The organism is Sphingobium sp. RC1 (assembly GCF_059738765.1).
The window spans coordinates 254,231-266,626 of record NZ_AP027306.1; the positions used below are offsets into that span (position 1 = coordinate 254,231).

Sequence of the window (12,396 nt, forward strand, 5' to 3'; positions counted from 1 at the left end):
GCAGGTCCAACGCGCACCGCATCTAGGGCCGATCGACATTCAGGAGATGGCGAGCCGAAAATGGTGGTTTTCCGTGAGCCGGAGCGCAGCGTACTCAAAGTACGTGAGCACCGGAAGCGCGGAGAACCGCCATTTGCAGGCCGCCAGAACTGAATGTCGATCGGACCTAACTAATTTCGCATGTCTACCGACATATTGTCCTGACGAAAGCCGACGTTAATTTCCCTCGCCAAAGAATAAGGAGAGAGGGTCGTGACCAGCTTCGTTTTGCGAGCTTTTGGCGTGTTTAGCCGTCGCCGCTATATTCGCCAGCGCCTTGAAGAGATCAGACGGGAAAATGCCGCCTCTGGCGCCAACAGTTTCACCGTGACCATGTAGGGAAGGGGACGGACGCCCCTACAGTTCAGGCCGGATCGACCGCGATATTGTCGATCAGCCGCGTCCGCCCCAATTTCGCCGCGCCCAGCAACCGACCCGGACGATCCAGCAAATTCATCGGCTCCAGCGTCACCGCATCGCACAGCGTCACATAATCAATGGGGTCAAAGCCATGCGCGGCCAGCATCGTGATCGCCTTGGCAATCGCAGCCTCCACGCTCGCGCCCTTCTCCATCTGCCGCGCCGCTTCACCCAGCGCGCGGGGCAGGGCGAGCGCATCCTTGCGCTCATCCTCGGTCAGATAGGCGTTGCGCGATGACAGGGCGAGGCCATCCTCCGCGCGCTGCGTCGGCACGCCGATGATCTCGACCCGCATATCAAGGTCGCGCACCATCTGCCGGATCGTCGCGAGCTGCTGATAATCCTTCTCCCCGAACAACGCGACATCGGGCTGCACCTGGTTGAACAGCTTGGTAACGACCGTCGCCACCCCATCGAAATGCCCCGGCCGCGCTGCGCCATCTAGGCCCTCGGTCACGCCCGAAACCGAGATATTGGTGGCATAACCCGCCGGATACATGACCTCGGCCGTCGGCGCCCACAGCGCATCGACTCCCGCCGCCTGGCACATCTGCGCGTCCTTGGCCTCTCGCCGCGGATAAGCGTCCAGATCTTCATTGGCGCCAAACTGCCGTGGATTGACGAAGATCGACACCACGACATGCCCGGCATGCCGCCGCGCTTCCTCGACCAGCGCCATATGCCCCTCATGCAGTGCGCCCATCGTCGGCACCAGCGCGACAGGTCGCCCATCGCTTTTCATCGTATCGATGGCGGATCGCAGGGAAGGAAGGTCACGCAGGGTTTGCACGGGACGAGGGGCTCCGATATGGCAGGGTCACGGGGACTATCCTGCTAAAGACACAGGCCCACAATAGGGTCAAGAATCGCTGCGGCAATAAACGGGGTTATCATGGGTCCGAACACCCAAACGCATCATATCGTCTTCGCCAATGAAAAGGGCGGGACCGGCAAATCAACCACCGCCGTGCACACCGCGATCGCCTTGACCGCGCTCGGCTACAAGGTCGGCATGATCGACCTCGATCCGCGCCAGCGCACCGTCACGCGCTACATGGAAAATCGCGCGGAAACGGCCCGCCGCCGCAACATCGACCTGCCCGCGCCTGACTTCGCGGTGCTGAAGGGCGACACGATCGAAGCGCTGGAGGAAGAATCCGCCGCCGTGGCCGAGGGCAAGGATTTCCTGGTCGTCGACACCCCCGGCCGCGACGATGCCTTCGCCCGCCACATGGCCGCCCGCGCCAACACGCTGGTGACGCCGATGAACGACAGCTTCGTCGATTTCGACCTCATCGGCCAGGTGGATGCGGAAACCTTCAAGGTCCGCCGCCTGTCCTTCTATTCCGAACTCATCTTCGAAGCGCGCAAGACCCGCGCCAAGGCGGATGGCGTCTCGATCGACTGGGTTGTCCTGCGCAACCGCGTCCAGCATCATGACGCCCGCAACAAGAAGCGCGTCGGCGATGCCCTGATGGAACTGTCCCGCCGCGTCGGTTTCCGCGTGATTCCGGGCCTGTCCGAACGCGTCATCTTCCGCGAACTCTTCCCCTCCGGCCTCACCCTGCTCGACAAGGGCCATCTGGGCGACCTTGGCGTCAGCCACATCGCCGCGCGCCAGGAACTGCGTGAGATGGTGTCCGGCCTCGCCCTCCCCGCCCGTGAGGAAAATTCGCCGGTCGATCTTTTCGGCGCGGCCTGATGGGCCTGTTCGCCTTTCTTCTTCTCGGGCTTGCCGCCTGGCTCATCTGGACGGGACGACTACAGCGCATGAGTATGAAGGATGGCATGGCGCTAGGCGGAGCGCTGGTAGGTGCCGTCATGGCGGCCAAGGGCAAACCGTTAGCTGGAGCGCCCCTGCTCTTGGGTGCGGCACTCTTCTTCCTGTCCCAATCGCAGCAGAAGAAAAGGCGATCCGCCGCTCCCAAAACAGCCCCCGAAGCCCCCAGCATAACAAGAGCGCGCGCCCTGCTCGGCGTGCCCGAAGACGCCGATGAGACCATGATCCGCTCAGCCCACCGGCGACTCATCGCCTCGGTCCATCCCGATCGCGGCGGCACCGAAGCGCTGGCGGCGGAAATCAACGCAGCCCGCGACCTGCTACTCGCCGAGCCCGAGAAAAAAGAGACCGCACGCCGCCGCTAAGGCTGTAGAACAGAGTCCATGTCCCACCGCTTCCATCCCTCGCTGCTGCGCGAATATGACATGCGCGGCATCGTCGGAAAAACCCTGGGAGAGGAAGACGCCTACGCCCTTGGCCGCAGTTTCGGCACGATCGTCAGGCGCAAAGGCGGATCATCGGTCGCGGTCGGCTATGATGGCCGCCTCAGTTCACCGATGCTGGAATCGGCCGTGGTCGATGGCCTTGCCGACAGCGGCATTGACGCGCTGTGCATCGGCATTGGCCCCACGCCAATGCTCTATTATGCCGAAGCGACGCTCGATGTTGATGGCGGCATCCAGATAACCGGCAGCCATAATCCCGCCGATCACAATGGCTTCAAGCTGGTACTTGCGCATGAAGCCTTTTTTGGCGCCGACATCGCCGGTCTGGGCGCCATCGCCACTGCGGGCGATTGGGAACAGGGCAGGGGCAGCCGCTCCACCATCGACATCATGGACCGTTATGTCGCCCGCGTGATGGAAGGGTTCGACGGTGCCCCCTGCCGCATCGGCTGGGATGCGGGCAATGGCGCGGCGGGTCCTGTCGTGGACAAGCTCGTCCAGCTGCTCCCGGGTGAGCATCACACGCTTTTCACCGAAATAGACGGCAATTTTCCCCATCATCACCCCGACCCGACAATCGAGGCAAATCTGCATGACCTGCGCGCCCTTGTCCTTGCCAACAACCTCCATTTCGGACTGGCTTTCGACGGGGATGGTGACCGGATCGGCGTGGTCGATGGGCAGGGGCGCACCATCTGGGGAGATCAGCTGCTTTCCCTGTTCGTCGAACCGGTGCTGATCGACCGGCCCGGCGCCACCATCGTCGCCGATGTGAAATCCAGCCAGGCCCTGTTCGATCGTGTGACGGCACTGGGCGGCACGCCGCTGATGTGGAAAACCGGCCACAGCCTCATCAAATCGAAGATGAAGGAAATCGGCAGCCCATTAGGCGGCGAAATGACCGGCCATATCTTCTTCGCCGACGATTATTACGGCTTTGACGATGGGCTTTACGCTGCCGTGCGCCTGATCCGGCTGGTGAGCCGCCTCGGCAAGAGCGTGACCGCCCTTTATGACGCGCTGCCGCTGCTGGTAAACACGCCTGAATTGCGGTTTCCGGTAGATGAAGACCAAAAATTCGCGATCGTCGCAGAGATAGTTTCGCACTTGCGGGCAGAAGGTGCGAACGTCAACGCCATCGACGGCGCCCGGGTCACGACCGAAGACGGCTGGTGGCTATTGCGCGCATCCAACACGCAAGCGGAGTTGGTGGCCAGAATCGAATCGACGAATCAGCAGGGACTCGATCGCCTGCGGGCCGATCTTTTCCGCCACTTATCCGAATCGGTGCCCGACTTCGACGCTTGAGTCGGGGCGCCACAGCCGATCCTTCCCAAATCTTCACCCAACGCCTTCCCCATTTCCGCTACGGCAATCCTGCCAATTGTTGACAGTTGCAATAAACGCAACCGTATACTTGTCTTTCGCAGTTGCGAAAGGAAGCGCCGCCCCGCAAAAGGAACGGGCCTTTCAGGCATCCTCTCCTAAAACTTTCCAAGCCGTCCTTCGGGGCGGCTTTTTTTTCGCCGGGCGCACATGCTGCCCGAACCGGAAATTAACCATATTGCTGCCATATCGCGGGATGATATTGCGTGCCTTGACGCCGCAACGGGATTTCAAAGGGGAATTGCATGTTTTCAAGCCGCCGCATTGCCACCAGCTTCTTGTCTGTTGGCCTTCTGGCACTTCCCCTGCCCGCGCTCGCCGGCGGCTTCTATCTTCAGGAACAATCGCCCAAGGAAACGGGCAGGGCGCTTTCGGGTGCCGGTGCGGCGGCAGATGACCCGTCGGCCATCTATTTCAATCCTGCCGCGATCACCGAACTTCCCGGCGTGCAATTGTCTGCTGGCGCCGTGGCGCTTTTCGCCACCGCTCAGCAATCGAACCAGGGCAGCAATCGCACCGTACCGGGCTTTCCGGGCGTCACTGTGCCGATCACCGGCAATTCGGGCGGCAATCCGTTCGACAAGGTCATTCCCGTGCCCAGCTTCTATGTCACGGGTCAGGTCACCGACCGGCTGTGGCTCGGCGCGGGCGTCAATGCGCCCTTCGGCCTGAAGCTGGATTATGACCCAGGCTTCTTTGGCCGCTATGAATCGCTCCACACCGACCTTAAGGCTTATAATGTTCAGGCGTCCGCCGCGTATAAGCTCGACGATCATTTCTCCATCGGCGGCGGAGTGGACGCCCAATATGTGAAGGTCACGCTGACTAACGCCCTGCCGCAGCTTTCCCCGTTGATCGCCACCGACGGCCTCGCCCGCGCAAAGGGTAAGGACTGGACCATGGGCTGGAATGCGGGTCTCTTCTACACCGATGGCGCCACCAATGTGGGTGTCTCCTATCGTTCGGGCATCGGCCATCACATTACGGGCACGCAGACCATTTCGGGGCTTCAAAGCCTGCTGGCGGCCTCAAACGGCAGCAGCGCCCTCACCGCGCCGCTTGAACTGCCCGATATCGTGACCGTCGGGTTCATGCATCGGCTCACGCCTCGTCTGCGCGCCCTGATCAGCGCGCGCTGGTATAACTGGTCGGTCTTCAAATCGATCGCGATCACGGCGGCTGGCCGCACCTCGGTCAAGGAACTGGATTACAAGGATAGCTACAGCGTCAGCCTGGGCGGCGAATATGACGTCAGCCCCGCGCTCACCCTGCGGGCGGGCACGATGTTCGATCGCTCGCCCACCAATCCTCAACATCTGACGACGCGGGTGCCCGACGGCGATCGCGCCTGGCTGTCGGCCGGGGCGACCTACAATGTCTCGCCCTCCATCGGCCTAAACCTCAGCTACGCGCATAATTTCGTGGAAAAGGCGAATATCATCCGCCCCGAAACCTATTATGCCGGGACTGCGGCGGCGACCACCGTCACCACCCTGTCTCGGACCAGCGGCAATGCGGACCAGATCGCCGCATCCGTGACGGCGCGCTTCTAACTTGGCTCGTGAATCACTATAGGGGCTCCATCAGCACGGAGCCCCCAGTTCATGTCCGACCATAATCCCGGCCTGCGTCCCTGGCGCGACATCGCCCGTCGCCCATGCCGCCAGATCATGGTGGGCAATGTGCCCGTCGGCGGCGGCGCGCCCGTCACCGTGCAGACGATGACCAACACGCCGACCTTTGATGTCAAGGCGACGATCGACCAGATTCGCCGTTGCGAGGAAGTGGGCGTGGACATCATCCGCGTGTCCTGCCCTGACGAGGAATCGACCGCCGCGCTGAAGCAGATCGTCCGCGCCGCCCGCGTGCCGATCGTCGCCGACATCCATTTCCACTATAAGCGCGCACTCGAAGCCGCCGATGCAGGCGCCGCTTGCCTGCGCATCAATCCCGGCAACATCGGCTCGGAAGCGCGCGTCAAGGAAGTGGTCGATGCGGCCAAATCCAATGGCTGTGCCATCCGCATCGGCGTCAATGCAGGCTCCCTTGAAAAGGACCTGCTCGAAAAATATGGCGAACCCTGCCCCGAAGCGCTGGTCGAAAGCGCCCTTGATCATATCAAGCTGCTACAGGATCAGGACTTCCACGAATATAAGGTCGCGGTGAAGGCCAGCGACGTCTTCCTCGCCGTCGCCGCCTATATGCAACTGGCCGAAGCCGTCGATTGCCCGCTCCACCTTGGCATCACCGAAGCGGGCGGCCTGATCGGCGGCACAGTCAAAAGCGCCATCGGCATCGGCAACCTCCTCTGGGCCGGGATCGGTGACACCATCCGCGTCTCCCTCTCCGCCGAACCGGAGGAGGAAGTGCGCGTCGGCTATGAGATCCTCAAATCCCTCGGCATCCGCACGCGCGGCGTCAAGGTCATCTCCTGCCCCAGCTGCGCGCGTCAGGGTTTCGACGTCATCCGCACCGTCCAGGCGCTGGAGGAGCGGCTCCAGCATATCCACACGCCTTTGTCGCTCTCGGTCCTGGGCTGCGTCGTCAACGGCCCCGGCGAAGCGCGCGAAACCGACATCGGCCTTACCGGCGGCGGCGCTGGCAAGCACATGGTCTATCTCTCCGGCCTCACCGACCACACGATCCAGGACGAAGGCATGATCGACCATATCGTCGGGCTGGTCGAAGCCAAGGCGGCGGAGATCGAAGCAGCCAAGATCGAGGCCGAAACCACCGACGCGGGCCGCGCGGAAGCGGCGGAGTAGGGGCGGGGAGGGCGTTTCGCCGCCCTGTCGCTCCCTTAGCTGCCATTTCCTCCAAAGGGCGAACCAACTTCCCTCGTACAACCCCACCCCCGTTCGGGCTGAGCCTGTCGAAGCCCTTTCCTTCTTCTCTTCACGCTCGAAAAAACCGAGCACCCCCACCGCCGCCGCTACGCCATGAACCCATGACCCAACCCCGCTCCCTCGCCATCCCCTTCGCGGTCTGCTGCGCCGCCGTCCTGCTCTTCGCCATCATGGACGCGGCGATGAAGGGGTTGAGCCTCTCCATCGGCCTCTTCAACGCCCTCTTCTGGCGCGCCGTCGCGGGAACGCTGCTCGGCCTTGCCATCATGCTGCCGGGCCGCCATCGCTGGCCGGGCAGGGCGGCTCTGCGCCTGCATGTCCTGCGCGGCTGTGTCGTGACCCTGATGGCCAGCCTTTTCTTCTTCGCGCTGATGCGCATGCCGCTCGCCGAAGCCATAGCCCTGTCCTTCATCGCGCCGCTCATCGCCCTTTATCTTGCCGCGCTGCTGCTGGGCGAACGGATCGGCAAGTGCGCTATCAGCGCCTCGCTCCTCGGACTCGTCGGCGTCGCGGTGATCCTGTCGGGCCGAATGCAGGACAGCTATAATTGGGACGCCCTGCTTGGCGCCGCCGCCGTGTTGATTTCGGCGGTTCTCTTCGCCTGGAACCTCATCATCCAGCGCCAGCAGGCGCAGCTTGCCTCTCCCGTCGAGGTTGCCTTCTTCCAGCACTGCGTCATGCTCATCCTCTTTGGCCTGTGCGCGGCCGCCGCATGGGCAGCGCCGACCCTGGTGCCGCTGCGCCTCGGTCTCCCCAGACCCGAATCCGCGCTTCTGATCGTCGCCTGCGCGGCCTTCGCCTTCACCTCGCTTGCCGCCTTCGCCTGGGCCTATGCGCGGGCGGAGGCGCAGCATCTCATCCCGGTCGAATATACCGCCTTCATCTGGGCAGCGATCATCGGCTGGCTCGCCTTCGGGGAACGGCTGACCCTCACCACCCTCGCAGGCGCGGCGCTGATCGTCGCCGGATGCCTCGTCGCCATGCGCGCATCTCCGCCAGCGCAAATGCATGAAGGAATCACATGATTCGTGTTTCGGCGGGAATCGCGTTTTTCTCGCCATTTCATTCATGACTTTCCCACGACCAGCCGAAACGCCGGACTCTTGACGCGGACTCCCCGCTCGGCGCATTGTGGCGGAACGGAACATTTGGGGGACATTCAAAAGCCATGGCTGTCAGCCGCGGAGCCAAGCGCACGCCGGAATGGCGCGAAATGCTGAAACGCAGCCTCATCCGCAGCGGCGCGCTGATCAGCGCGATCGCGCTGATGCTGGCAACCCTGTTCCTGGCGCTCGCGCTGCTCAGCTTCCGCCTGAGCGACCCGTCGATGATGACCGTCGCCGACAATCAGGTCCAGAATATCATGGGCTGGCCCGGCGCCTGGATCTCCGCCTTCCTCTTCACCCTGCTCGGCGTCCCCGTCGCGCTCGTCCTGCCGCTGCTTGCGATCACCGCCCGCCGCCTCTGGGGCGATCAGGACATGAGCGGCTGGAAAGGGCAGTTCGGCAAATGCTTCCTCGGCATCATCCTCATCGGCATCGCGCTCGCGATGTTCCAGCCTGACTCGCTCATCGATCTCCCTTCGGGCTGGGGCGGGCTCATCGGCCTCGCGACCGCCAACGGCGTACGCAGCCTGACGTCCGCCGCCCCCGCCGCGCAGGGCTGGATCACCGGCATTCTCGTGGTGCTGATGCTGCTCGCCGGATTCTTCACCTGGTATCGCAGCCTTGCGCTGGAAAAGCCGATCCTCGCCTTGCGCCGTCCAACCCTGCCGCGTCTCAGCCTGCCCAAACCGGCCCTCGCTTTCGCGGGCGGCGGGAACGCCTCTGCCGATGTGGACGAAGATGAAGATGATGTTGGGAATCGCGTCATCGCTCCCCGCCGCGCCGTGTCGAACGAGCCGAAGCCGCCGATCACCATCCAGACTCCGAAACCCGCGCCCGCCCAGCGGCAAATGGCGCCGGTGTCGCAGGATGACCTGTTCGGCCACAGCTCGCTGCCCTCGCCCGACCTGCTCAATCCGATCCCGGCTAGTCAGGCGCAGAAGATCGACAAGGCAGCGCTCGAACGCAATGCCCGCCTGCTCGAATCCGTGCTCGACGACTTCCATGTGAAGGGCAACATCGTCGAAGTTCGCCCCGGCCCGGTTGTCACCATGTACGAGCTTGAACCCGCGCCCGGTATCAAGGCGAGCCGCGTCATTGCTCTGGCCGACGACATCGCCCGCAACATGTCGGCCCTTTCCGCTCGCGTCGCGACCATTCCCGGTCGGACGGTCATCGGCATCGAACTCCCCAACGCCAATCGCGAGGGCGTGTCGTTCCGCGAACTGATCACTTCCGAACAGTTCGGCCAAGAAGCGACGCTGCCAATCATCCTGGGCAAGAATATCTCCGGCGAACCGATCATCGCCGACTTGGCCCCCATGCCGCATCTGCTGATCGCGGGCACCACCGGATCGGGTAAGTCGGTGGGTCTCAATGCTATGATCCTGTCGCTGCTCTACCGCATGACGCCCGATCAGCTGCGCCTCATCATGATCGATCCCAAGATGCTGGAACTGTCGACCTATGATGACATCCCGCATCTGCTGTCCCCGGTCGTCACCGAGCCTGCGAAGGCGATCCGCGCCCTCAAATGGGCGGTGGAGCAGATGGAGGACCGCTATCGCATGATGGCTTCCATCTCCGTCCGGAACCTCGCCAATTATAATGAGAAGGTTCGGGCAGCGAAAGCCAAGGGCAAGCCGCTCGGCCGCCGGGTGCAGACAGGCTATGACCCGGAAACCGGCAAGCCGATTTATGAGGAAGAACAGCTCGACTTCCAGCCGCTGCCGCAGATCGTGGTGGTGGTCGACGAACTCGCCGACCTCATGATGACGGCAGGCAAGGAAGTCGAGTTCCTGATCCAGCGCCTGGCGCAAAAGGCGCGCGCGGCGGGCATCCACCTGATCCTCGCGACGCAGCGCCCCTCCGTTGATGTGATCACCGGCGTCATCAAGGCGAACCTTCCGACCCGGATCAGCTTCTTCGTCACGTCGAAGATCGACAGCCGCACGATCCTGGGCGAACAAGGCGCCGAACAGCTGCTGGGCAAGGGCGATATGCTCTACATGCACGGCGGCAAGGGCCTGATGCGCGTTCATGGCCCCTTCGTGTCCGACGACGAGGTGCGCGTGGTCGCCGACCATTGGCGCGCGCAAGGGCAGCCGGACTATATCTCGGCCGTGACCGAAGAACCGGAAGAAGGCAGCTTCGCGCTAGACGGCGTGGATCTGGGCGATGACAGCCCCGACGCGCAGCTGTTCCGCAAGGCATGTCAGCTGGTGTTTGAAAATCAGAAGGCTTCGACCAGCTGGCTGCAGCGTCAGCTCCGCGTCGGCTATAATTCGGCTGCGCGCCTTATTGAGCGGATGGAAGAAGAAGGGCTGGTCGGCCCTCCGAACCATGTCGGCCGACGTGAGGTATTGCGCGACGAAAATGGCAATCCGCTATGACGGTTGCGTCAAACGCAATCGATCTGGCCGTCTATGCATTTGCGAAAAGGATCAGCGCCGTTCAATAAGAGCGGGCCTTTCAGGCATCCTCTCCTAAAACTTTCCGGCTGGTCTTCGGACCAGCCTTTTTTTTGTTCGCGGGGCGAGCTACCCCACGGCTGCAAAGCGACCCATGCAGGGCTCGGAGATCAGGAACGCATCAGTTCACAATGGGTTCAACGCCTGATCGCTACTCCTTGACCTCTCAACAAAGCGGAGAAGAATGCATGAAGCGCTTGTTTGCGCCACTCGCCCTGGTCCTGGCCGCCGCGCCGTTGTTCGTTCCAGCCGCGCCCGTTGCCGCGCAGCAGTCGCCGGGCGGCATGGACCGGGTAAATGCCTATATTCGCGGCGTTACCACGATGACCGCCGATTTCGTGCAGACCGACCGCGCCGGTCAAACCCTGACGGGCAAACTTACGATCAAGCAGCCCGGCAAGGTGCGGTTCCAGTATCAAAAGGGTGTACCGCTGCTGATCGTCGGCGACGGCAAGGCTCTGACCATGATCGACTATGAAGTCCGTCAGGTACAGCGCTGGCCCATCGGCAGCTCGCCTTTGGGCGCCTTGCTCGATCCAAAAAAGGACCTGTCCCGCTTTGGCAAGTTGATCCAGACCGGGGATCCGAAGGTGATTAGCGTTCAGGCACGCGATCCCAAGCGGCCCGAATTCGGCACTATCACGATGATCTTTGAACGGGATTCCGCCGGGCCGGCAGGTCTTCAGCTTTACGGATGGGTAGCGCTCGATTCTCAAAATAACCGCACTAGCGTGCGCTTGTCGAACCAGCGTTATGGCGTCCCGGTTGCGAATTCCGCCTTTCGTTGGACAGACCCGCGCCCGAAGGGTCGCGTAGCCGGGGGATGAAGCGGGCCTGGCATGAGATGGATGGCGGACTGCGGAATCCTGTTCATCTTCGGCTCATATCCGGGACCCTAATAAGAACTCCACGGCGCGAGACGAAGTCCGGGATTTCCCCCCTGTTACTCGGAACGCAGCTCCCGCCGCAAAGCGCTTCAAGGGCGCGATCGAGACCCCCGTTCCATGCCCCCGGAGCGGGGGTCTTACTTTGCCAGTGGCAGGTCGGTGCAGAGCCAAGCTTGCGAAGCCGTTCGCAGGCCCTTAGGGGATCAGCATGCCGAAAACACTGAGCATCGCATCCTGGAACATCAACAGCGTCCGCGCCCGGATCGACATCGTCGAACGTTTCCTGACCGAAGAAGCACCTGATCTTCTTTGCCTTCAGGAAACGAAGGTGGTGAATGACATATTCCCCACCGACATGTTCAGGCGTCTGGGCTATGTTCATCAGGTGCTGAATGGCCAGCGCATGCATCATGGCGTGGCGATCATGAGTAAAGTGCCCATTCATGAGGATGACCGGCTCGATTGGCAGGCCAATGGCGAAGCGCGTCATGTCGGCGTCCGCCTGGACAATGGCGTGCGGATAGAAAATGTCTATGTCCCTGCCGGAGGCGATATTCCCGACCGGACGGTCAATCCGAAGTTCGGTCAGAAGCTCGATTTCATTGAGCGCATGATTCAATGGTCGTCTCAGCTTGAGGACAAGCCGACAATCCTCACTGGCGATTTCAACATTGCGCCCATGGAATGCGATGTGTGGAGCCATAAGCAGCTGCTCAATGTCGTCAGCCATACGGCGATCGAATGCGAACTGCTGGCCCGGTTGCAGGAATCGAACAATTGGATCGATATCGGCCGCCAATTCTTTCCGGCTCCGGAGCGGCTTTATACCTGGTGGAGCTATCGCGCGCGGGATTGGGCGGAATCGGATCGTGGGCGGCGGCTGGATCATATGTGGATGACGCAGGATGTAGCGGCAAAGGCGATTGGGCATCGTGTTGTCGAACCGGCGCGCAGCTGGACCAAGCCATCGGATCATGTCCCGATCATCACGGAGTTCGCCTTCTGATGGACTGTCTGC

Annotated in this window: 11 protein-coding genes; 10 read left to right on the forward strand and 1 reads right to left on the reverse strand. The window is 62.3% G+C overall.

Annotation, left to right across the window (positions count from 1 at the left end; all coding sequences use genetic code 11):
* Positions 1-252 precede the first annotated feature (252 nt).
* Entirely contained in the window at positions 253-378 is a 126-nt protein-coding gene (locus AC6JBC_RS01275; RefSeq protein WP_498024946.1) for a hypothetical protein, read from the forward strand.
* A gap of 25 nt (positions 379-403) precedes the next feature.
* On the opposite strand, the gene panC is transcribed toward AC6JBC_RS01275, so the two are convergent.
* Positions 404-1,249 carry a pantoate--beta-alanine ligase gene (gene panC, locus AC6JBC_RS01280; RefSeq protein ID WP_498024947.1) on the reverse strand — a complete coding sequence of 282 codons (846 nt, stop codon included), beginning with the start codon at positions 1,247-1,249 and terminating at the stop codon, positions 404-406.
* A 102-nt stretch (positions 1,250-1,351) separates the two neighbouring features.
* On the opposite strand from panC, the gene AC6JBC_RS01285 reads away from it, so the two are divergent.
* From AC6JBC_RS01285 to AC6JBC_RS01325, 9 genes are all read left to right on the forward strand, one after another.
* On the forward strand, positions 1,352-2,161 hold the full coding sequence (locus AC6JBC_RS01285; protein ID WP_498024949.1) for a division plane positioning ATPase MipZ: 810 nt from the start codon (positions 1,352-1,354) through the stop codon (positions 2,159-2,161).
* Positions 2,161-2,604, forward strand: coding sequence for a DnaJ domain-containing protein (locus tag AC6JBC_RS01290; protein WP_498024950.1), 444 nt, complete (start codon positions 2,161-2,163; stop codon positions 2,602-2,604). Before AC6JBC_RS01285 ends, AC6JBC_RS01290 begins: the two co-directional genes overlap by 1 nt.
* Positions 2,605-2,622: 18 nt before the next feature.
* Entirely contained in the window at positions 2,623-3,993 is a 1,371-nt protein-coding gene (pgmG, locus tag AC6JBC_RS01295) for a phosphoglucomutase/phosphomannomutase PgmG (RefSeq protein WP_498024951.1), read from the forward strand.
* 323 nt (positions 3,994-4,316) lie between these two features.
* Positions 4,317-5,624 carry an OmpP1/FadL family transporter gene (locus AC6JBC_RS01300; RefSeq protein WP_498024952.1) on the forward strand — a complete coding sequence of 436 codons (1,308 nt, stop codon included), beginning with the start codon at positions 4,317-4,319 and terminating at the stop codon, positions 5,622-5,624.
* Positions 5,625-5,675: 51 nt separating this feature from the next.
* Entirely contained in the window at positions 5,676-6,836 is a 1,161-nt protein-coding gene (gene ispG / locus AC6JBC_RS01305; protein WP_498024953.1) for a flavodoxin-dependent (E)-4-hydroxy-3-methylbut-2-enyl-diphosphate synthase, read from the forward strand.
* A 182-nt stretch (positions 6,837-7,018) separates the two neighbouring features.
* Entirely contained in the window at positions 7,019-7,942 is a 924-nt protein-coding gene (locus AC6JBC_RS01310) for a DMT family transporter (RefSeq protein ID WP_498024954.1), read from the forward strand.
* A 143-nt stretch (positions 7,943-8,085) separates the two neighbouring features.
* On the forward strand, positions 8,086-10,413 hold the full coding sequence (locus AC6JBC_RS01315) for an FtsK/SpoIIIE family DNA translocase (RefSeq protein WP_498024955.1): 2,328 nt from the start codon (positions 8,086-8,088) through the stop codon (positions 10,411-10,413).
* A gap of 266 nt (positions 10,414-10,679) precedes the next feature.
* On the forward strand, positions 10,680-11,318 hold the full coding sequence (locus AC6JBC_RS01320; RefSeq protein ID WP_498024956.1) for a LolA family protein: 639 nt from the start codon (positions 10,680-10,682) through the stop codon (positions 11,316-11,318).
* A 268-nt stretch (positions 11,319-11,586) separates the two neighbouring features.
* Positions 11,587-12,384, forward strand: a complete 798-nt coding sequence (locus AC6JBC_RS01325; protein ID WP_498024958.1) for an exodeoxyribonuclease III — start codon at positions 11,587-11,589, stop codon at positions 12,382-12,384.
* Positions 12,385-12,396 lie beyond the last annotated feature (12 nt).